At 68.4% G+C, this 21,117-nt stretch carries 19 protein-coding genes and 1 pseudogene; 5 read left to right on the top strand and 15 right to left on the bottom strand.

Annotated features, from left to right (window positions below; genetic code table 11):
* Positions 1-128 precede the first annotated feature (128 nt).
* Positions 129-683, bottom strand: a complete 555-nt coding sequence (locus AC3CBB_RS01530) for an Abi family protein (RefSeq protein ID WP_488625724.1) — start codon at positions 681-683, stop codon at positions 129-131.
* A 26-nt stretch (positions 684-709) separates the two neighbouring features.
* Here AC3CBB_RS01530 and AC3CBB_RS01525 point away from each other — a divergent pair.
* A protein-coding gene (locus AC3CBB_RS01525) for an IS3 family transposase (RefSeq protein WP_488624446.1) occupies positions 710-1,878 on the top strand; the annotation gives its coding sequence in 2 pieces (ribosomal slippage) (positions 710-998 and positions 998-1,878; 1,170 coding nt in all).
* Here the strand turns inward: AC3CBB_RS01525 and AC3CBB_RS01520 are convergent.
* A complete protein-coding gene (locus tag AC3CBB_RS01520; RefSeq protein WP_488625723.1) occupies positions 1,875-2,309 on the bottom strand; it encodes an Abi family protein in 435 nt (144 codons plus the stop codon). The genes AC3CBB_RS01525 and AC3CBB_RS01520 overlap by 4 nt on opposite strands.
* Before the next feature lie 174 nt (positions 2,310-2,483).
* Positions 2,484-3,557 carry a redox-regulated ATPase YchF gene (gene ychF, locus AC3CBB_RS01515; protein WP_488625722.1) on the bottom strand — a complete coding sequence of 358 codons (1,074 nt, stop codon included), beginning with the start codon at positions 3,555-3,557 and terminating at the stop codon, positions 2,484-2,486.
* Positions 3,558-3,685: 128 nt separating this feature from the next.
* Here ychF and AC3CBB_RS01510 point away from each other — a divergent pair, with 128 nt between their 5' ends.
* Positions 3,686-4,276 (top strand): exonuclease domain-containing protein, encoded by a 591-nt coding sequence (locus AC3CBB_RS01510; RefSeq protein ID WP_488625721.1) that lies wholly within the window; start codon positions 3,686-3,688, stop codon positions 4,274-4,276.
* Between the two features lie 84 nt (positions 4,277-4,360).
* Here AC3CBB_RS01510 and AC3CBB_RS01505 read toward each other — a convergent pair whose 3' ends face one another.
* Positions 4,361-5,647, bottom strand: a complete 1,287-nt coding sequence (locus tag AC3CBB_RS01505; RefSeq protein WP_488625720.1) for a glycoside hydrolase family 2 TIM barrel-domain containing protein — start codon at positions 5,645-5,647, stop codon at positions 4,361-4,363.
* 190 nt (positions 5,648-5,837) lie between these two features.
* Between AC3CBB_RS01505 and AC3CBB_RS01500 the strand changes: the two genes are divergently transcribed.
* On the top strand, positions 5,838-6,599 hold the full coding sequence (locus tag AC3CBB_RS01500) for a GntR family transcriptional regulator (RefSeq protein ID WP_123506232.1): 762 nt from the start codon (positions 5,838-5,840) through the stop codon (positions 6,597-6,599).
* A gap of 118 nt (positions 6,600-6,717) precedes the next feature.
* On the opposite strand, the gene AC3CBB_RS01495 is transcribed toward AC3CBB_RS01500, so the two are convergent.
* The 10 genes and pseudogenes from AC3CBB_RS01495 to iolC form a co-directional block, all read right to left on the bottom strand.
* Positions 6,718-7,122 carry a tautomerase family protein gene (locus AC3CBB_RS01495; RefSeq protein ID WP_488625719.1) on the bottom strand — a complete coding sequence of 135 codons (405 nt, stop codon included), beginning with the start codon at positions 7,120-7,122 and terminating at the stop codon, positions 6,718-6,720.
* Between the two features lie 6 nt (positions 7,123-7,128).
* Positions 7,129-8,235, bottom strand: a complete 1,107-nt coding sequence (locus tag AC3CBB_RS01490; protein ID WP_488625718.1) for a transaldolase family protein — start codon at positions 8,233-8,235, stop codon at positions 7,129-7,131.
* Between the two features lie 39 nt (positions 8,236-8,274).
* The gene (locus AC3CBB_RS01485; RefSeq protein ID WP_488625717.1) at positions 8,275-9,180 is read right to left on the bottom strand and encodes a sugar phosphate isomerase/epimerase family protein; all 906 of its coding nucleotides are present in this window, start codon (positions 9,178-9,180) and stop codon (positions 8,275-8,277) included.
* The gene (locus AC3CBB_RS01480) at positions 9,180-10,226 is read right to left on the bottom strand and encodes a Gfo/Idh/MocA family protein (protein ID WP_488625716.1); all 1,047 of its coding nucleotides are present in this window, start codon (positions 10,224-10,226) and stop codon (positions 9,180-9,182) included. Before AC3CBB_RS01480 ends, AC3CBB_RS01485 begins: the two co-directional genes overlap by 1 nt.
* Before the next feature lie 39 nt (positions 10,227-10,265).
* Positions 10,266-11,189, bottom strand: a complete 924-nt coding sequence (locus AC3CBB_RS01475; RefSeq protein ID WP_488625715.1) for a sugar phosphate isomerase/epimerase family protein — start codon at positions 11,187-11,189, stop codon at positions 10,266-10,268.
* Between the two features lie 39 nt (positions 11,190-11,228).
* A complete protein-coding gene (gene iolD / locus AC3CBB_RS01470) occupies positions 11,229-13,142 on the bottom strand; it encodes a 3D-(3,5/4)-trihydroxycyclohexane-1,2-dione acylhydrolase (decyclizing) (protein ID WP_488625714.1) in 1,914 nt (637 codons plus the stop codon).
* Complete coding sequence (gene iolB / locus AC3CBB_RS01465; protein ID WP_488625713.1) at positions 13,139-14,062, bottom strand: 5-deoxy-glucuronate isomerase; 924 nt, start codon at positions 14,060-14,062, stop codon at positions 13,139-13,141. Before iolB ends, iolD begins: the two co-directional genes overlap by 4 nt.
* 7 nt (positions 14,063-14,069) lie before the next feature.
* A complete protein-coding gene (locus AC3CBB_RS01460; protein ID WP_488625712.1) occupies positions 14,070-15,599 on the bottom strand; it encodes a CoA-acylating methylmalonate-semialdehyde dehydrogenase in 1,530 nt (509 codons plus the stop codon).
* Between the two features lie 31 nt (positions 15,600-15,630).
* Positions 15,631-16,554, bottom strand: a complete 924-nt coding sequence (locus tag AC3CBB_RS01455) for a class I fructose-bisphosphate aldolase (protein ID WP_488625711.1) — start codon at positions 16,552-16,554, stop codon at positions 15,631-15,633.
* Positions 16,547-17,512, bottom strand: a pseudogene (gene iolC / locus AC3CBB_RS01450) (5-dehydro-2-deoxygluconokinase). Before iolC ends, AC3CBB_RS01455 begins: the two are co-directional and overlap by 8 nt.
* A gap of 136 nt (positions 17,513-17,648) precedes the next feature.
* On the opposite strand from iolC, the gene AC3CBB_RS01445 reads away from it, so the two are divergent.
* Positions 17,649-18,878 (top strand): DNA recombination protein RmuC, encoded by a 1,230-nt coding sequence (locus AC3CBB_RS01445; protein ID WP_488625710.1) that lies wholly within the window; start codon positions 17,649-17,651, stop codon positions 18,876-18,878.
* A gap of 4 nt (positions 18,879-18,882) precedes the next feature.
* On the opposite strand, the gene glpX is transcribed toward AC3CBB_RS01445, so the two are convergent.
* Positions 18,883-19,878 carry a class II fructose-bisphosphatase gene (glpX, locus tag AC3CBB_RS01440; protein ID WP_123506244.1) on the bottom strand — a complete coding sequence of 332 codons (996 nt, stop codon included), beginning with the start codon at positions 19,876-19,878 and terminating at the stop codon, positions 18,883-18,885.
* Between the two features lie 151 nt (positions 19,879-20,029).
* Between glpX and fbaA the strand changes: the two genes are divergently transcribed.
* Positions 20,030-21,058: a class II fructose-bisphosphate aldolase gene (fbaA, locus tag AC3CBB_RS01435; RefSeq protein WP_488625709.1), complete on the top strand. Its 1,029-nt coding sequence runs from the start codon at positions 20,030-20,032 to the stop codon at positions 21,056-21,058.
* Positions 21,059-21,117: the final 59 nt, after the last annotated feature.

The raw sequence follows: 21,117 nt of genomic DNA, 5'->3' as shown, positions 1-21,117 counted from the left end.
GGACGACGAGTTCACAGGTGCCCGGAGAGCGCTCGTCCACACCGCGAAGAACGCCTAGTTGTTGAAGCGGAACTCCACCGAGTTTCGCCACAAAGAAACGTCTCAATTGGCGCTTTGAATCATGCTCCTCATGACCACAGGGGACTCGAACTCTGCCAACCGTCAGGCACCCCGACGTGCGAGATGGGAACGATCTGAACCGTTGGGAAGCTCTTCATCACAGCAGGCACCAGTTTGCTGCGTCCGAGGCCCAGGCGGTCAGCAAGGAACTGGACGAGCGTGAGCTGCCCGAACGTGCGGCTCCAGTCCGTGGAAACCGCATCGAGATCGGGATGCCGGCCAAGTCGCGGAAGCTTCGGCGAAATGGTGTGGACGCGGTTGAAGAGACGTCCGTGATGGGCACATGTGTTCCGCACGAGGTTGAGGGCTTTGAACCAGCTGGTCAGCTGTGGAGCGGTGAGTCCGCAGGCATCGGCAACCACGTCTTGCGCGTCGCGGGGAGCGAACCCGTAGAGGTAGGTGAGGCTCCCCCAATCCAGAAGCTCTGTCGCCGCCCACACAGGCAGACGTCCTCCGTACTTCTGATTGTGATGCTCCACGAAGTCCTCACGGGATTGGGCGAGCTCACTTTCGTATCGCTGGGGACTGCTGAGGGTTCGGTTGACTCCAATCGGTAGGGGCATTCGCCCTTGCTGGAAGGATGTTCAACATGGTGAAGGCCTATCCACCGGAGTTCCGACGTGACGTGATCGCGGTCGCCCGCCGAGGCGAGGCATCGCATCGACAAGTCGCGAAAGACTTCGGGATCTCCGAGACGTGCTTGCAACGGTGGCTTCGAGTAGCAGACCGTGACGAGGGACTCGATCCGGCGTCAGCGTCAACCGCAGCAGCAAAGGCGGCCGAGCAAGCGGCGCTGAAAGAGGCGCAGAAACGGATCCGGCTGCTCGAGCAGGAGAACGAGATCCTGCGCCGGGCGGCGGCGTATTTCGCCCAGTCTCAACTCCCAAAATGAGTTACCCGCTGGTCCTTGACCTTGCCGCTGACGGAGTCCCCGTCACGGTGGCCTGCCGGGTGCTCGGCTTCTCCAAGCAGGCGTTCTATCGGTGGAGGAGCAACCCGGTCAGTCAGCGCGATTGGGACGACGCCCATCTCACGAACGCGGCTCTCGATGTTCACGAGGACGACCCGACGTTTGGGTATCGGTTCATCGCCGATGAGTTGAAGGCCGCCGGGCATCGGACATCGGAGCGACGTGTCTGGCGGTTGTGCTCCCAGCAGCGGCTCTGGTCGCTGCACTCGAAGAAACGCGGCCTGAACCGCAAAGCCGGCCCACCGGTGCACGACGACAGGGTCAAACGAGAGTTCACCGCTCCGGATGTGAACCGGCTCTGGCTCTCCGACATCACCGAGCACGAGACGGCCGAGGGCAAGCTCTACCTGTGCGCTGTGAAGGACGCCTGCTCCCGTCGGATCGTGGGCTACTCGATTGACCACCGAATGAAAGCGTCCCTCGCTGTCAACGCACTTCGGATGGCTGTCGACCGCCGGAGCCCGGCCGGCACTGTGGTCCACTCCGATCGGGGCAGCCAGTTCAGGTCCAAGACATACGTCCGCGCTTTGAGCGAGGCGGGGCTGCTCGGCTCGATGGGCAGAGTCGGTGCGTGCGCCGATAACGCTGCGATGGAATCGTTTTTCGCGCTCCTGCAGAAGAACGTTCTGAACCAGCGGAAATGGGCTACAAGGGAGCAGCTGCGGCTGGCGATAATCACCTGGATCGAGGCCAGCTATCACCGGAAAAGGCGCCAACGTGGCCTCGGCAAGCTGACACCGGTCGAGTACGAAGCCATAATCAACCCACAGGCCGCAATCGCGGCCTAGGAAACCGAGTCAACTAAACCCTCAGCAGTCCCCTGCACCCACCTGACGTACTGATCCCCTCGTCGCGCGGTGGGACCAAGCTTGGCGGGCTCGAGGTGAGCACAAGGGTCGATCCGCCCCAGCTCATGCCCCAGCAGCGCACGGACAGCCAACTCAATCGGCATCAGCGCGGTGAACGTCGCTGCACGGAGCCGGGCATCGAAGTCATAGAGAGCGACGACGTCACTGAAGCGCGTGCCAGGGTAGAAGTCATCCTGACGCCCACTCGACGACAGCTTCCGGAAGGGATACCAGTAGCCGCTCAGACGGTAATAATTCACCCTACGTAGGGTCGACATTGCGGAGTCGCGGTCGCCCACGTCCATGCCACGACTTTCGAGAAGCGCCACCTGCTCGGCATACGTTTTGTATGCCTTGACGTCTTCTCTCACGAACACCGCCTGACAAAAATGAGGACCGGCCCTGGACCTACCGAAGTAGGCGGAACCGGTCTTAGTGAGTTCAGCTTACGCGAACGAGACCTGGGCGGGCAACTCAGTCATCGACGACCAAACCGGACAACCGCTGCGGGTAGCCACCTCGCATGGATCCAGCTTTCCAGAGACTCAATTCGAGAAGCGGAACTCCACCACGTCGCCGTCCTGCATGACGTACTCCTTGCCCTCGATGCGGGCCTTGCCGTGGCTGCGCGCCTCGGCGATGGAGCCGGTCTCGACGAGGTCGGAGAACGAGATGACCTCGGCCTTGATGAAGCCCTTCTCGAAGTCGGTGTGGATGACACCGGCGGCCTGCGGGGCCTTCCAGCCCTTGCCGATGGTCCAGGCGCGGGTCTCCTTGGGGCCGGCCGTGAGGTAGGTCTGCAGGCCCAGCGTGTCGAAGCCGATGCGGGCGAGCTGGTCGAGGCCCGACTCCTCCTGACCCGTCGACGCGAGCAGCTCGGCGGCGTCCGCGGGATCGAGGTCGATGAGCTCGGACTCGATCTTCGCGTCGAGGAAGATCGCCTCGGCCGGCGCCACGAGGGCAGAGAGCTCAGCCTGGCGCTCGGGCGAGCCGATGACGGCCTCGTCGACGTTGAACACGTAGATGAAGGGCTTGGCCGTGAGCAGGCCGAGCTCGCGGATCGGCTCGAGGTCGATCGTGGTCGACGAGAGGGCCTCGCCGCGCTGGAGCGCGTCGCGGGCGGCGACCGCGGTGTCGTGCACGATCGGCTCGACGCGCTTGAGGCGGAGCTCCTTCTCGTACCGCACGAGCGCCTTCTCGACGGTCTCGAGGTCGGCGAGGATCAGCTCGGTGTTGATCGTGCCCATGTCGGCCGCCGGGTCGACGACGCCGTCGACGTGGACCACGTCGGGGTCGGCGAATCCGCGGACCACCTCGGCGATGGCGTCGGCCTCGCGGATATTGGCCAGGAACTTGTTGCCGAGCCCCTCGCCCTCCGACGCGCCCTTCACGATGCCGGCGATGTCGACGAACGACACCGGCGCGGGCAGGATCTTCTCGCTGCTGAAGAGGTCGGCGAGCACCTGCAGGCGCGGGTCGGGCAGGTTCACGATGCCGACGTTCGGCTCGATGGTCGCGAACGGGTAGTTCGCCGCCAGCACCTGGTTCTTGGTCAGGGCGTTGAAGAGGGTGGACTTGCCCACATTGGGGAGTCCGACGATCGCGATAGTGAGAGCCACGGTCATAGAGCCTAACCGGAGCCGGCCCGACGGGACGGACGGAGGGCCCGCAGGACAGACGGAGGGCCGACCGCGGGACCGCCCGCGTGGGTTCCGGCAATGTCGGCACCCCGTGACACGATGTCGCCATGCCACTCGACTACGTTGCCATCGACTTCGAGACCGCCAACTCGTCCAGTGCCTCCGCGTGCTCGGTGGGCATGGTGCGGGTCAGCGACGCCCGGGTCGTCGATCGCGCGTACTGGCTGATCAAGCCGCCGCCCGGGCACGACGAGTTCAGCGAGTGGAACACCCGCATCCACGGCATCCGGCAGTCCGACGTCATCGACGCGCTGGGCTGGCACGAGCAGCTCGACGACCTCGTCGAGTTCGCCGGCGACGACGTGCTCGTGGCTCACAACGCGGGCTTCGACATGGGCGTGATCCGCGGCGCGTGCGAGGCCACCGGCCAGGAGCCGCCGGCGTCCCGCTACCTCTGCAGCCTCCAGGTGGCGCGCAAGACGTACGCCCTCGAGTCGTACCGCCTGCCGGTGGCCGCCAGGGCCGCGGGCTTCGAGGAGTTCACGCACCACGACGCCCTGGCCGACGCCGAAGCGTGCGCGGCGATCATCGTGCACGCGGCGAAGCGTCACGGCGCGACGACCGTCGACGAGCTGGCCACGGCCGCGGGCGTCCGCGTCAACCTGCTCGAGCCGAAGCGCACCGTCCGCTTCGTGTAGTCGAGACGAGATGTAGTCGAGACAGGACGGCGTCGACACGAGACGGCTTCCAAACGAGACCGCGTCGGGCTCGCAGCGCCGTCGTCACCGCGTGACGCGGATCGTCCTCGACTCGTAGTCGGCGTTCCCATGCCCGTCGCTGACGCGCGCGTAGAACCGGTACACCCCAGGTGTCGCCGGCGCCTTGACCGTGTAGCGCCCGGGTGTCAGCTTCGTGGCATGCGCGGCCGGCGGGATCCCGTTGGCGCCGATCGCCAGGGGCGTGCGCGTGATCGCGTAGGCGATGGCGTCGCGGTCGGGATCGGTGGCGGGAGCCGCCAGGATGAACGTCTTGCCCGCCTTCACCGCGTACGTCGAGAACTTCATCTGCGACACCACCGGCGGCCGGTTCGCCCCGACGCTCCCACCCCACGCCTTGACGAGCGCGTAGTACGACGCCCGCTTGAGGTCACCGGGGCGGAGGCCGAACCAGATCGCGTTCTGGTCGGTCTCGTTCGAGTAGTGGAACATGGTGCCGCCCAGGGCGACGCCCGGGTCGCCGACGATGGCCTTCCATGCGGCGGTGTAGTCGGCGGCGGCGGCCGCATCGCTTGGCTGCGTCGGCTGACCGTTGCGGTCGGCGGGGACCTCCCAGTAGCCGTCCGTACCCGCTTCGGTGAGGATGTACGGCTTCGTGTACGTTCCTGCGCCCCAGGCCTTCTTTACCGACGTGATGCCGCCGTACGTGTTCAGGGCGAAGAGGTCGAGAGACGGGGCGTACTTCTCGTACGCGGGCCAGAACGACGTCTGCGAGTCGGTCGACGTGACCGGGTGGTCGGGGTCGGCCTTGTGGATCGCCTTCGCGGCCTTCTCGATGAACTTCGCGTAGGCGGCCCGCTGGGCGCTCGACGGGAGGTTCTGCATGACCTCGTTGCCGACGTCCCACATCAGCACGGCGTCGCTGTCCTTGTAGAACGTGACGGTCTTGGTGATCTCGCTGATCATCTGCGACTGGTAGGCCGAGTTCGTGGTCCAGTCCTGGCCGTAGTCGATCCAGAAGCCGGCGATGACGCGCAGGTGGTTGTCTTCGGCGGCGGTGAAGAGGTCGTGGGTGGTCGACGAGATGTCGGTACCCCAGTCGCGCACGGTGTTGGCGCCCATCGCGTGCACGTCGGGCAGGTACTTCGCCGGGGCGTTGACCTTGGGATCGTAGGTGACGCCCTTCACCGTGTACGGCTGATCGTCGACCGTGAGCGACCAGTGGCCCGTCGTGCCGGTGACGTGGACGCCCGTCGTCGCAGCGGCGGCGGGCTGCGCGGCGACGAGAGCGGCGGTCCCGAGTGCGAGGGCCGCGGTCGTCGCGATGGCACGCGCAAGCAGAGGGCGGGGCATGGGGCCTCCAGAGTGATCGGTTGACGACCACGCTACGTGCCGCCCCCTCCCCCGTCAGTCCCCCAAAGAGGGAACCGACAGAACCCCGCGCGTCTGAGAGGCGCGGACCGCACCGGCCGCGCATCGCCGATGATAATGTCTGAACAATCGCGCGACGGCCTCGGGCCGCCGCCTGTACCGGGAAGACTCGATGACCGAACACGATGGCGTGCTGCCGCCCGACCTCTTCATGGACCTCGACCGCTCGGGGCCCATGCCGCTCTACTTCCAGGTCTCGAGCCGCATCGAGAACGCGATCGCCACGGGAGTGCTTCCGGCAGGATCGCGCCTCGAGAACGAGGTCGCCCTCGGCGAGCGCCTCGGCCTGTCGCGCCCCACGATCCGCCGTGCGATCCAGGAGCTCGTCGACAAGGGCCTGCTCGTGCGTCGGCGCGGCATCGGCACGCAGGTCGTGCACGGGCCTGTGAGCCGCAAGGTCGAGCTGACGAGCCTGTTCGATGATCTCCGCTCGGGCGACCAGCACCCGACGACGCGCGTGCTGTCGCACAGCGTCCTCCCCGCCGACGAGCAGATCGCCGAGGCCCTGGGCATCGCGGTGGGCGATCCCGTCACGCACATCCGACGCCTCCGGCTGGCCGACGACGTGCCGGTCGCGCTTCTCGAGAACTACCTGCCGACGGTCGTCGCCGACCTCTCGGCCATCGACTTCGAGGAGTTCGGCCTCTACCAGGTGCTGCGCGGCCGCGGCGTGACGATGCGCGTCGCCAAGCAGACCATCGGGGCTCGGGCCGCCGTCGACGACGAGGCGTCGCTGCTCGAGATCGACGAGCACGGGGCCGTGCTGACCATGAGCCGCACGGCCTACGACGCGTCGGGCCGTGCCGTCGAGGTCGGCTACCACTGCTACCGCCCCGACCTGTACTCGTTCTCGATCACCCTCGTCGAGAAGTAGGGGAGCACTCGGACGCGCAATCTGCGGCGTTGTCGCCCCGCCGGCATAGCTTCGCTATTGCCGGCGGGGCTCCGCCTTGCATCTCACGCACCCGAGCACTCCCGCTGATGGCAGTCGGCTACGCCTTCGGGACGGAGAGCTGGCCGGTCATGTACTGGGCGACGCCGAAGCCGAACGACCAGTCCTGCGGGCCGTTCTCGACGTAGCCGATGAAGACGTTCTCGCCCGCGACGCCGACGGCGGCGAGGCCGGTGGCGATGCGGTCGTAGAGCGCCGCCTTCGTCTCGTCGGTGCGGCCGCGCTGGGTGACGATCTGGATCATGACGACGCCGTCGGTGCGCTCGAAGCCGAGCCCGGCGTCCTGCGCGATGATGCGGCTGGCGGGGAGCTCGGTGATGATCTGGAAGCGGTCGCGCACCGGGATGCCGTAGACCTCCACGATCGCCTCGTGGATGGCGTCGGCGATCGCGGTGACCTCCGAGTCGGGACGGCCGGCGGTGACGTCGATTCTGACGAGGGGCATGCGCGCTCAGACCCCCGGCACGATCACGTCGCGCACGAGTGCGTCGAGCTGGGCGTCGGCGTCGAGGAACTGACGGAGCGTCGTGACGGTGGCGCCGAACCGGTCGAACTCGGCCGGCTCCATGCCGTCGACGTCGTAGGCGCGGGTGAAGTCGGGGATCTTCGCACGGAGCGTCTCGATGATCTCCGGGTCGACCGGCACGTCGATGCGGTTCTCGGCGGGGATCTCGTTCGCGTTGATGTCGACCTGCCACTGGAACGGCGGCGACACGACGAGGTCTCCTCCGACGAGCTCCGACCACTGCATGTAGTTGCGGAACCCGGCCGAGAGCACGCGCGACGAGAAGCCGCGCTCGACGAAGACGTGGTGCGCCTTCTTCAGAGCGGCGACGCCGGCCCACTCCAGGTAGCCCGGATCGATGAGGATCCCGTCGCGCTTGGCGACGACCTTCAGCCAGTCGTCGAGGCGTCCGCCCATGATGGTGACGACGTTGCCGAATTCCGTCTTCTCCGGGTGCAGGGCCGCGGGGAGCACGTCGGCGGCCCGGCGGGCCAGGCCGCGTTCGAGAGCCTCGCCGACGGCGACGGCCTGCGGCACCGTGAACGACACGGTCGCGTTGATCGAGACGCCGCGGTACACGGCCTCCTCCATCGCCTCGATGCCGAGCTTCGTGGCGGGGATCTTCACGATGATGTTCTTCGCGAGACCCGAGAAGGAGACGGCCTGCTCGACGAGGGCGTCCTTGTCGCGGTGGAACCGCGGGTCGGTCTGCATCGACAGACGGCCGTTGCGACCGCCCGACGCCTCGAACGCCGGCTCGAGCAGCTTCGCCGCGCCGATCGAGAGCTCCTCGACGGCCTTCCAGCCCAGCTCGGACTCCCCCATCGTCGGGTTCTCGGCGGCGAGCTCGCGCAGGCGCGGGATCCACGTGCCGGGGTCGTTCTTGATGCAGGTAAGGGCGATGACGGGGTTGCAGGTGGCGCCGACGGCGCCGAACTCGGCGATGGAGCGCGCGAGTTCCTGCGGGTCGGCCGAGTCGTTCCAGAGGCTCGTCGGGGTGTCCTGCGCGGCGCGGAGGGTGCTCGGCCGGGTATCGGCGAGAACTGTCGTCATGAGATGTCTCCTTGATCGTGTGAGTCGACCGCGTGCCGGTTACGACAGCGTCGGGCGAGAGGACTGCGGGGTGCGGGTGGCGGCGATCCGGGCTGCGATCTGCTTGCGCTGGAACTTCGAGACCTCGTCGGCGTTCTCGTCTTCGGCGAACACGCTCGACACGGCCACCGTGTCGTCGCGGTCGAAGAATCCGAGGCCGCCCAGACCGCCGAAGAACTCGGCCCAGTCGACGTCGCCGTGGCCGATCGGCAGGTGCTGATGCACTCGCACGGGATTGCCGGGCGGGTTGGTGATGTAGCGGAGCCCGTGCGACCGGTGGTGGTCGAACGTGTCGGCGATGTGCACGAGGCCGATGGACTGGCCGGCCGCCTCGAAGATCGCCGGGGTCTGGTCGCCGTAGTGGAAGGTGTGGCACGAGACGAACGCCATGCCCACCTGCTTCGAGTTCAGTCCGCGGATCACACGGACGGCCTCCAAGCCGTCCTCGACGAAGTCGTCGGGGTGCGGGTCGATGAGCACCCGGATGCCCTCGCGCTCGAACAGGGGCAGGAGCTCCTCCATCGACCAGTAGAACTGGCGCTCGGACTCCTCCTGCAGCTCGGGCCGCCCGGAGAACTCCGTGTTGATGAGGTCGACGCCGAGACGGGCCGTGATGTCGATGACGCGCTTCCACTGCTTGACGGCGGCACGGCGCTCGTCGTCGGACGGACCCGACCAGCGGAGCACCGGCAGCACGGATGCCACCGTCACCCCGGCATTGCGGCAGGCCGCGGCGAAGGCGTCGACGAGGTCGTCGTCGGCCTTCGGGTGCCGGAAGAACGGGATGAAGTCTCTGTGCGGTGTCAGCTGGAGGTGGTCGTACCCGAGGTCGCGGATCTTCTGCGGCAGCTCGAGGAGCGAGTAGTCGTGGTGGAACGGCGTCGGATCGAGGGCGATCTTGACCATCAGGCCGAGACCGCCTCGCGGGCGCCCGTCTCGTAGAAGGCAGGCTTCTCGAGGGCGTATTCGACGACGACCTTCTCGCCCGACGACTGCGCGAGCACACCCGCGTCGGCGACGACGCTGGCGAGGTAGCCGTCCCAGGCCGACGGTCCGTCGATCTCGCCGCGGTGCGCCGCGTCGACCCAGCGCTGGATCTCGACGTCGTAGGCGGCGCCGAAGCGCTCCTTGAACGACGGGGTGACGCTCTGGCCGATCTGGCCCGCGCTGGCGACCTGGATGGTCTCGGCGCGGCCGATCGACGCCACGCCCGACTCGAAGACCGCGTCGGTCGTCACCTGGTAGCCGAACTGGATGTTGACGCTGATCTCGACGATCGCGAGGGTGCCGGACAGCGTCTCGAGCAGGACGAACTGCGGCTCGACCAGGCCGTCGGGCGCGAGCGAGTTGCGACGCGGCTTCTTGACCTCGACCGAGACGATCGGCTCGCCGGCGATGAACGGCACGATGTCGATCTCGTGGATCACCGAGTCGGTGATGAGCGCCGACTCCGAGTAGTTCGGAGGCGTGGACGCGTTGCGATGAGCGCAATGGAGAGCGAGCAGCGACCCGTTGGCTCCCGACCGCACGAGCTCGCGGAGCTGGAGGTAGCCGGCGTCGAAGCGGCGCATGAAGCCCACCTGGATGTGCGGTCGGTCGAGCTTCTGCTCGGCCTCGATGATGCGGAGGCTCGACTCGACGGTGTCGCTCAGTGGCTTCTCGCTCAGGATCGCCAGGCCCTTCTCGAGCGCGGGCAAGATCACCGGCTCGTGCAGGAACCCGGGGGTCGCGATGATGACGGCGTCGATCTCGGTGCCCGCGAGGGCGTCCTCGAAGGCGGCGAACGTCTGGGCGCCGGGCGCGAGGGCCGCGGCGGCGGTGGCGCGGGCGGTGTCGGGGTCGACGACCGCCGTGACGCGGGCGCCGGAGATGCGCTGGGTGATGCGGGCGACGTGGTCGGCGCCCATCATGCCGGCGCCGACGACGGCGACGCGGAGTTCCTGCGTGCTCATGGTTCTCTTCTCTCTCTGGTGCTCTGGATGTCAGCGGGACTAGTTGACTCGGGCGAGGTGGGTGCACCCGAAGATGTGCTCGCGGGTGCGCGTGGCGATGCCGAGCGGCAGGTCGATCGAGGCCACCGGGAACATGTCCTGCTCGACGATCCCGAAGATGTTCGAGTCGAGCTTCGCCACGGCCTCGATGATCGGGGCCAGCGCAGGAACTCCCTTCGGGGGCTCCACCATCACGCCCATCCCGACGGCCTCGCCGAAGGGGATGTCGTTCTTCAGCACCGTGAAGCGGAGGTCGGAGTCGACCTGCTTGAGGTGGAGGTAGCCGATGCGCTCCGGGTACTGCTCGATGAGGCGCACGTTGTCGCCGCCGTAGTAGGCGAAGTGGCCGGTGTCGAGGCACAGGTTGGTGAACTGCTGATCGGTGACCTGCAGGAAGCGCTCGGTCTCCTGGTAGGTGCCGACGTGGCTGTCGGCGTGCGTGTGGAACTGCTGGTGCATGCCGAACTCCTCCAGCAGCGCCTTGCCGAGCTTGTCGTGGCCGGCACCGAGCTTCGCCCACTGCTCGTCGGTCAGGGTGCGCGCCTCGAGCACCTCGTTGGTGGCATCGCTCCGCCAGAGGTCGGGGATGACGACGAGGTGCTCGGCACCGAGCTTGGAGGCGAGGCCGGCGACGTCGAGCGCTTGGTCCCACGCGCGCTTCCACTGCTCCTCGCCCTTGTGGAACCCCGTGAAGACGGTGCCCGCCGAGAGCTTGAGGTCGCGCTTGCCGAGCTCGTCCTCCAGCTGGTGCGGGTCGGTCGGCAGGTAGCCGAACGGCCCCAGCTCGATCCACTCGTAGCCGGCCTTCTGGACCTCGTCGAGGAAGCGGTCCCAGGGGATCTGGCTGGGGTGCTCCGGGAACCACACGCCCCACGAGTCGGGTGCGGTGCCGATGCGGATGCCCTGGGTGTCGGTGACGGTCATGACTGCGCTGTCTCTTTCGTGGTAGGAGGTTGTCGGGGTTCAGCCGAGGAGGGGCCGCTGCTTCGCCTGCTCGACGAGGTAGTCGTCGTAGGCCTTCTGCGTCGAGGGGAGGGTCGAGACCTGAGCGACCGGGACGTCCCACCAGCCGGCGCCGTCGGGCGCGTAGACGAGCGGGTCGCTGTTGATGTGGATCAGGGTCGAGGTCTCGGACGCCTTCGCCGTGGCGAGCGCCGCCGACAGGTCGGCGATCGCGTTCGTCGTCGGCTCGATCTCGATGACGTCGACGCCGTAGCTGCGCGCGTTCATCGCGAGATCGACCGGCAGGATCTCGGAGCCCTGGAAGTCGAGCGTCGCCTTGTCCTGCTTGCGATACAGGGTGCCGAAGCGCTCCGAGCCGACCGTCTCGGAGAGGTGGCCGATCGACGCGTAGCCGTGGTTCTGGATCAGGACGACGATCACCTTGATGCCCTCGGCGACCGCCGTGACCAGCTCGGTGTGCAGCATCAGGTACGAGCCGTCGCCGACCATGATGATGACGTCGCGGTCGGGGGCGCCGCGCTTGACGCCGATGCCGCCGGCGATCTCGTAGCCCATGCACGAGAACGCGTACTCGACGTGGTAGCCGAGGGCGTCGCGGGTGCGCCAGAGCTTGTGCAGGTCGCCCGGGAGCGAGCCCGCGGCCTGGACCACGACGTCGGTCGGGTCGGATGCCGCCTGGACGGCTCCGATGATCTCGGGCTGGCCCGGCAGCGCGAGGCCGCTGGGGAGGAAGGCCTCGTCGACGAGGTCGTCCCACGCGGCCTTCTCGGACGCGATGCGCGCGGCGTAGTCGCTCGAGACGGCGAACTCCGAGAGGCCGTGCGACAGCGCATCGATGCTCTCGCGGGCGTCGGCGATGATCGGCAGCTGCGAGCCGTGCTTGTAGGCGTCGAACGACGCGACGTTGATGTTGACGAAGGTCACGTCGGGGTCCTGGAACGCGGTGCGCGAAGCCGTCGTGAAGTCGCTGTAGCGGGTGCCGATGCCGATCACGACGTCGGCCTCGGCCGCGAGGTCGTTCGCCGCGAGCGAGCCGGTGGCGCCTACGCCGCCGAGGTACTGCGGGTGGTCCCAGTCGAGGGCGCCGCCACCGGCCTGCGTCGTGCCGACCGGGATGCCGGTCGCCGCCGCGAAGGCGCGGAGCTGCTCTTCGGCGCCCGAGTAGAGAACTCCGCCGCCGGCGACGATGAACGGGCGCTCGGCGCCGCGGATCGCGGCGATCGCGCGCTCGAGCGGGCCCTTCTCGGGGACGGGCCGGCGAACGTGCCATTCGCGGGGACGCAGGAACTCGACGGGGACGTCGATCGCCTCGGCCTGCACGTCTTCGGGAAGCGCGATCGTCACCGCTCCCGTCTCGACCGGATCCGTCAGAACGCGCATGGCCGACAGGGCTATCGAGAACAGCTGCTCGGGGCGGACCACCCGGTCGAAGAAGCGGGAGAGCGGCCGGAACGCGTCGTTCACGCTGATCGAGGTGTCGTGGGGCATCTCGATCTGCTGCAGCACCGGGTCGGAGACCCGGGTCGCGAAGGTGTCGCTGGCGAGGAGCAGCGCGGGCAGGCGGTTCGTCGTCGCGAGGGCCGCGGCGGTCAGCATGTTGGCGGCGCCGGGGCCGACCGACGCGGTCGACGCATACGTCGCGCGGCGGCGGTGCATGCGCGCGTACGCGACGGCCTGGTGCACCATGGCCTGCTCGTTGCGGGCCTGGAGGTACGGCATGAGACCGGGCTTGGTCTCGTGCAGCTGCTTGAGCGCCTGGCCGACGCCCGCCACGTTGCCGTGGCCGAAGATGCCGAAGATGCCCGGGATCGTGCGCTCGCGCACATCGCCGTCGACCGTCCACTGGTTGGCGAGGAACTCGACGAGGGCCTGGCCCACGGTCATCCGGATGGTCTGTGCTGGGGAAGTCGTCATCGACCTGATGCTTTCTGGTTGAGCGTGTGCGGCTCTGCGGCGGCGTACGGGAGGCGGGGGTCGGTCTCTTGCTCCGACCATTCGGCGCGGACCCACCCGTGCGCCGGATCGTCGGTGATGTTCCAGACGCGCTCCGGGTCGGGCCCGGCCATCACGTTCAGGTAGTACAGGTCGTAGCCCGGGGCGGCCACGGCAGGGCCGTGGTAGCCGAAGGGCACCAGCGCGATGTCGCCGGTGCGGACCATGGCGTTGATGTCGATCGCACCGGCGGGCGACGAGTAGGTGGCGAACATGCCGAAGGGCTGCGCCTCAGCCGGAGCGGTTGCCCCGCGGGTGACCTCGGACTCGAAGTAGTAGATCTCCTCCAGCCGCGACTCGACGCCGGGCACGGCCTCGTCGTGCTTGTGCGCCGGGTACGACGACCAGTTCTCGGCGGGTGTGATGACCTCGCAGACGATGAGCTTCTGCGCGTGCAGACCCGCGGGCGTGCCGTAGTTGTGCACCTGGCGGGTCGAGCGGCCGGCCCCGCGGATCTCGACCGGGATGTCGGCCCTGCGGAGCACCTGCACCGAGAGCACCTCGGTCGCGGGCGCCTCGGCGACGCCGACCCGGCCCGAGCCGGAGAGGGTCGCCGAGGTGCCGACGCCGAGGTAGGCGACATCGGGCGGACCGTCGAAGACCGAGGCGCGGCCCTCGAGGTCGATCGTGCCGCCGTCGCCGGCGGACGCCCACTCGATGCGGACGTCGCCGGTCAGCGGCACGATCATGCGCTCCCTATCGCCGGCGGTCAGCGTCAGCTCGCCGGCCGCCAGCTCGCCGACCCGGAGGCCGGTGTGCTGCCAGCCTTCGAGGGTGTCGTCGACGACCGACTGCCAGCCATCGCGGGCCAGGCTCTGTGCGGGGTGGAACCAGGTGGTCATGGGTGCGTCACGCCTGGGGGAAGCCGAGGTTGATGCCGCCGTGCGACGGGTCGGACCAGCGCGACGTGATGGCCTTCTCGCGCGTGAAGAAGTGGAACCCCTGCATGCCGTAGGCCTTCGAGTCGCCGAAGATCGAGTCTTTGAACCCGCCGAACGAGTAGTAGGCGACCGGGACGGGGATCGGCACGTTGATGCCGATCATGCCGACCTCGATCTCGTTCTGGAAGCGACGCGCAGCTCCCCCGTCGTTGGTGAAGATCGCCGTGCCGTTGCCGAAGGCGCCCGAGTTGATGAGCTCGACGCCCTCCTCGTAGGTGTCGACGCGGACCACGCTGAGCACTGGTCCGAAGATCTCCTCCGTGTACACGCGGCTGGTCAGCGGCACCCTGTCGATCAGGGTGGGGCCGAACCAGAAGCCGGCCTTGTCGCCGTCGACCTCGATGCCGCGGCCGTCGACGACGACGTCGGCTCCGTCGGCGATCGCGATGTCGACGTACGAGGCGACCTTGTCACGGTGCTGCTCGGTGACCAGAGGGCCCATATCGCAGGATCGCCGACCGTCGCCGATCACGAGCTTCGACATGCGCTCCTTGATCATCGGCACCACCTTGTCGGCTACGTCGCCGACGGCGACGAGAACGCTGATCGCCATGCAGCGCTCGCCGGCCGAGCCGAAGCCCGCGTTGATGGCCGAGTCGGCCACCAGGTCGAGGTCGGCGTCGGGCAGCACGAGCATGTGGTTCTTCGCGCCGCCGAGGGCCTGGACGCGCTTGCCGTTCTTGGCTGCGGTCTCGTAGATGTACTTCGCGATCGGCGTCGAGCCGACGAACGAGATGCTGGCGACGTCGGGGCTGTTCAGCAGGCCGTCGACGGCGAGCTTGTCGCCCTGCAGGACGGTGAAGACGCCGTCGGGCAGACCGGCCTCCTTGAAGAGCTCCGCCAGGAAGATGCTCGACGACGGGTCCTTCTCGCTGGGCTTGAGGACGACCGTGTTGCCGACCGCGATGGCGATCGGGAAGAACCACATCGGCACCATGACCGGGAAGTTGAACGGGCTGATGATGCCCACGACGCCGAGCGGCGACTTGGTCGAGTAGACGTCGACGCCGGTGGACACCTGCTGGCTGAACTCGCCCTTGATGAGGTGCGGGAATCCGGTCGCGAGCTCCAGGACCTCGAGGCCGCGCTGGATCTCGCCCAGCGAGTCGGAGATGACCTTGCCGTGCTCGGCGGTGAGGATCTCGGCGAGCTCGTCCTTGCGCTCGTTGACCAGCTCGCGGAAGCGGAACATGATCTGCTGGCGCTTCGTGATCGACAGGTCGCGCCACTTCGGGAACGCCGCCTTGGCGCTCGCGATGGCGCGGTCGATCTCCTCCTGGCTGGCGAGGGCGACGGTCTTCGTCGCGACGCCGAGCGCGGGGTCGTAGACCGGGGCCGTGCGGCCCGACGAGCCCGAGACGCGCGCTCCGTCGATCCAGTGGGTGATCTCGGGAAGCTCGGTCGCGGTCGCGCCGGCGGTGGGAGCGGTGGTGGTCATCTGCTTCTTCTTTCTGAGCGGAGCGTTCGGTCTAGGCGTTCTGGGCCTGCGCCGGGACAGTGGAGTGGACGAGCCCGGCCGCCGTGTCGACGGCTGCGACGACGTCGTCGTCGGACGGGTAGAGCAGGGTCCGGCCGACGGTGAGGCCGCGCACGCCGGGCTGCGCCAGGGCGGCGCCCCACTTCGCGTAGGTCTCGTCGGGGTTCTCGGCCGGGTCGCCTCCCAGGAGGAGCGTCGGCAGGGTGGTCGCGGCCATCACGCGCTCCATGTCGTCGACGACCGGGAGCTTCAGCCAGCTGTAGGCCGTCGACTCGCCGAGGCCCGACGCGATGGCGACCGACTTGATGACGGCCTCCGTCGAGAGGTCGTTGACGATGCGGCCGTCGACCCAGTTCGACACGAACGGCTCGAGCATGATCGGCAGGTGGAGAGCGGCCGACTCGCTGACGGCACGAGCGGTCGCCTCGATGGTCGTCGCGGTGCCGGCGTCCTCGAGGTTGATGCGCACGAGCAGCTTTGCGAAGTCGAACCCGGCGTCGACGATGCCCCGGGACGAGTAGGCGGTGAAGCGGTCGTCCATCTCGAACGTGGCGCCCTGGAGGCCGCCGCGGTTCATCGAGCCGACGACGACCTTCCCGTCGAGAGCGCCGAGCAGGGCCAGGTCCTCGAGGATGTCGGGGGTGCCGAGCACGCCGTCGACTCCTGGTCGCTCGAGAGCGACTACGAGGCGGCGGAGCAGCTCGCCCCGGTCGGACATCGCCAGCGAGTCGCCGCGGACTCCGAGGGCGCCGCGGGCCGTGTGGTCGGCGGCCACGATGAACAGGCGGCCGTCGCCCTCCAGGAGCGGGCGCCGGACGCGGCTCGCGAGAGCGGCGCCGATCGCCTCCGGCTCGGCGGCGCGGATGTCGCGCAGACGCGCGACCCTGTCGGCGAACGACGAGGATGCGTCAGACATGGAGGGCCTCCTCGAGGACTGCCTCGACCTCGGCCGCGGTGGGCATCGCGGTCGAGCATTCGAAGCGGGTGGCGACGATGCCGCCGGCGGCGTTGGCGAAGCGCAGGACGCGCTCGAGCTCCCAGCCCTGCAGGAGCCCGTGGATGAGGGCGCCGCCGAAGCCGTCGCCCGAGCCGAGGCCGTTGATGACCTTGACCAGGTGGGCGGGTACCTCGATCGACTCGTCGCGCGTCTTGGCGAGGACCCCGCGCGGGCCCCGCTTGACGATCGCGAGCTCGACGCCGCGCTCGAGGAGGGCGTCGGCTGCGCGCTCGGGCTCCGTCTCGCCGACGGCGATCTCGCACTCCTCCCTGTTTCCCACCGCGACCGTGACGTGCTCGAGGGCACGCCCGACCTCGCGGGTGGCCACCTCGGCCGACGACCAGAACATCGGACGGTAGTCGAGGTCGAGGATCGTGAGGGGGCGTCGGCCGCGCGCCTGGTAGGCGACGTGGTGGGCCTATCGGCTGGGCTCCTCGGAGAGGCCTGTGACGGTCGTCCAGAAGACCCGGGCCTGCTCGATGGCGGCGAGGTCGAGCGACTGCACCGTGATCATCAGGTCGGGGGCCTTGGGCGCCCGGTAGAAGTAGAGCGGGAAGTCGTCGGGCGGGAAGATCTCGCAGAACGTGACGGGGGTGTTGAGCCCGGCGACGGTCGAGATGAACTCCGTCGAGACGCCGAGGCGCTCGAGCTCCTTCACGACGTAGCGGCCGAACGGGTCGGCACCGGTGCGGGTGATGACGCCGGACCGGTTGCCGTAGCGCGTGGCCGCGATGGCGACGTTGGTCGCACTGCCGCCGACCGACTTGGAGAACGTCTCGACCTCCTCGAGAGGCACTCCGGCCTGCTGCGGATAGATGTCGACGCCGACCCGGCCCATGGTCACGACGTCGTAGGGGGTACCTGCTGTCTGGGTCATACTCCGATGTACAACTTCCTGTGTGAAGGCGGAACCGTGCTGTGATGTCGAGCGTACACGTCTCTTGCCTTAATGTCAGGACATTAAGCCTCCGGATTGCGAGACCTTTGTCGGTGGGCACTGCCAGACTCCCAGCATGTCCTCCACCGCCGCTCTCTTCCTCGGGCTCCTCGCCGGCGCCGCGCTCGGCATCCTCATCGGCCTCGCGCTGGCGCGCGGCCGCGTCGCCGGCTCCGCGTCGACGGCCGCCGCCCTGCGCGAGCGCCTCGACGCGCAGGAGGCGCAGCACGCCCGGCAGCTCGAGCTGCAGGAGCAACGGGTCGACGAGCTGCACGACCGGCTGATCGCCTCGGCAGAGGCCGAGACGGCGCGTTCGTCGACCGACGGCCGGGTGCTCACCGCCCTGAGCCCCGTGGCCGAGAGCCTCCGTGCCGTGCAGCTCAAGGTCGCCGAGCTCGAGCAGCAGCGCCAACAGCAGCACGGCGAGCTCAGCGAGCAGCTGCGCTCCGCCTCCGAGTCGGAGGAGCGCCTGCGCTCGACGGCCGAGTCGCTGGCGGCGGCCCTCAAGTCGAACAGCACGCGCGGCGTCTGGGGCGAGACGCAGCTCCGCAACGTCGTGCAGGCCGCGGGGCTCCTCGAGCGCGTCGACTTCGACGTCCAGTCGTCGATCGCGGCCGACTCCGGGGCACGCCGCCCCGACATGGTCATCCACCTGCCCGGCGGCAAGAACATCGCCGTCGACGCCAAGGTGCCGTTCACCGCCTACCTCGAGGCATCGACGATCCCGGCCACGGCGACCGGCGCCGACCGTGCACGCCGCGACGACCTGCTCCGCGCGCACGTCAAGGCCGTCCGGGCCCACATCGACGCCCTCGCCGCGAAGGCGTACTGGTCGGGTCTCGACTCGTCGCCCGAGCTCACGATCGCGTTCATCCCGAGCGAGTCGCTCGTGTCTTCGGCGCTCGAGGCCGACCCGTCGATCATGGACTACGCGTTCCAGAAGCGCGTCGCCCTGGCCTCGCCGGTCACCCTGTGGTCGGTGCTGAAGACCATCGCATTCAGCTGGCAGCAGGACGTCGTGACGCAAGAGGCCAAGCAGCTCTTCGACCTCAGTCGCGAGCTGTACGGCCGCCTGTCGACGATGGCCGGGCACGTCGACAAGCTCGGGCGCTCCATCCGCGGCACGGTGACCGACTACAACAGGTTCGTCGGCTCGCTGGAGAGGCAGGTGCTTCCGTCGGCCCGACGGCTGTCGATGCTCGACGAGGCGACTGTGCTGGCACCGGCCGCGCCGATCGACGACCTGCCGCGCGACCTCGCGGCGGTCGAGCTCACTGCCGAGCTCGACCGCGTGCGCGAGAGCTAGAGACCTAGGCCTCGCCGAGCCACTTCGACTCGAGGTGATCGGCGATCACGCGGCGCTGGGTGCCCGAGTGCGAGCGGAGCACCAGCGACTCGGTGCGGATCAGGCCGTTCTTGCGGGAGACACCGGCGACGAGAGCGCCGTCGGTGACGCCGGTCGCGACGAAGTAGGTGTTGTCGCCCGTGACCAGGTCGTCGCCCGTGAGAATGCGGTCGAGGTCGTGGCCGGCGTCGATCGCGCGCTGGCGCTCCGCGTCGTCCTTCGGCTTCAGCTTGCCCTGGATGACGCCGCCGAGCGCCTTGACTGCGCAGGCGGTGATGATGCCCTCGGGGGTGCCGCCGACGCCGACGCACATGTCGATGCGGGACTCGGGGCGGGCGGCGTTGATTCCGCCCGCGACGTCGCCGTCGAGGAGGAGCCGCGTTCCTGCGCCCGCTGCTCGGATGTCGGCGATGAGCTGCTTGTGACGCGGACGGTCGAGGACCGCGATCTGCATCTCTTCGACCGGCATGCCCTTGGCCGCAGCGAGCGCGCGGATGTTGTCGCCGATGGGGAGGCTGAGGTCGATCACGCCGAGGCCCTCGGGGCCGGTCACGATCTTGTCCATGTAGAAGACGGCGCTGGGGTCGTACATCGTGCCGCGGTCCGAGACGGCGATCACGGAGACGGCGTTCATGCGGCCCGTCGCGGTGAGCGAGGTGCCGTCGATCGGGTCGACCGCGATGTCGAACGAGGGGCCGTTGCCGGTGCCGACGTGCTCGCCGTTGAAGAGCATCGGGGCGTCGTCCTTCTCGCCCTCGCCGATCACCACGACGCCGTCGAAGTCGACGGTGCCGAGGAACTTGCGCATCGCATCGACAGCGGCGCCGTCGGCGAGGTTCTTCTCACCGCGGCCGATCCACGGTGCCGCCCGGATGGCCGCGGCCTCCGTCGCCCGCACCAGCTCCATTCCGAGGTTCCGGTCGGGGTGGGTGAACAGGGTGCCAGGATCGCTGATGGTCATGAGGCGAACTTTACCCGGGTCGGAAGTCCGAGCCATTACGCCGTCGCGCGATTGCAGGTGCACACATGTGCAGCGCCGGATCGACCCGGCGAGCGCCCATCGCGCCTCGGTAGAGTGAAACGAGAACGCGCCCGTCATCGAAGGAGAACTCATGCCCGTCGCCACCCCAGAGCAGTACGCCGAGATGCTCGACCGAGCGAAGACGCAGGGGTTCGCCTACCCCGCGATCAACGTCTCGTCGTCGCAGACCATCAACGCCGTGCTGCAGGGTCTCACCGAGGCCGGGTCGGATGGCATCATCCAGGTCACGACCGGAGGCGCCGACTACTTCGCCGGCCAGACGGTCAAGAACCGCGCCGCGGGCGCCATCGCGTTCGCGAAGTTCGCTACCGAGGTCGCCAAGAACTACCCGGTCACGGTCGCCCTCCACACCGACCACTGCCCCAAAGACGCTCTCGACGGCTTCGTCATGCCGCTCATCGCCGCCTCCGAGGAGGAGGTCAAGGCGGGCCGCAACCCCCTCTTCCAGTCGCATATGTGGGACGGCAGCGCGGTGCCCCTCGACGAGAACATCTCGATCGCCGAAGACATGCTCAAGCGCACCAAGGCCATCAACGCGATCCTCGAGGTCGAGATCGGCGTCGTCGGCGGCGAGGAGGACGGCGTCGAGCACGAGGGCACGAACGACGCGCTCTACACGACCGTCGGCGACGTGACCCGCGTGGTCGAGGCGCTCGGCCTGGGCGACAAGGGCCGCTACATCGCCGCTCTCACCTTCGGCAACGTGCACGGCGTGTACAAGCCCGGCAACGTCAAGCTGCGCCCCGAGCTCCTCGGCGAGATCCAGGCCGGCATCGCCGAGAGGTTCGGCACCGCGGCCAAGCCGCTCGAGCTGGTCTTCCACGGCGGATCGGGTTCGTCCGACGCCGAGATCTCAGAGGCCGTGTCGAACGGCGTCGTCAAGATGAACATCGACACCGACACGCAGTACGCGTTCTCGCGCTCGATCGCCGACACCGTGCTCAAGAACTACGACGGGTTCCTCAAGGTCGACGGCGAGGTCGGCAACAAGAAGGTCTACGACCCGCGCTCCTGGGGCAAGATCGCCGAGACCGCCATGGCCGCCCGCGTGCTGGAGGCGACGAAGCAGCTGGGCTCGCACGGCCAGAGCAAGGGCTGATCGCAGGGCTCGTCAGCAGATCCTGCGCAGGATCACGGGGCGGTCGCCACTCGGCGGCC

The sequence above is a fragment of the Frondihabitans sp. OV104 genome (genome assembly GCF_057787745.1).
This window is presented reverse-complemented; position numbering and strand designations above follow the sequence as displayed.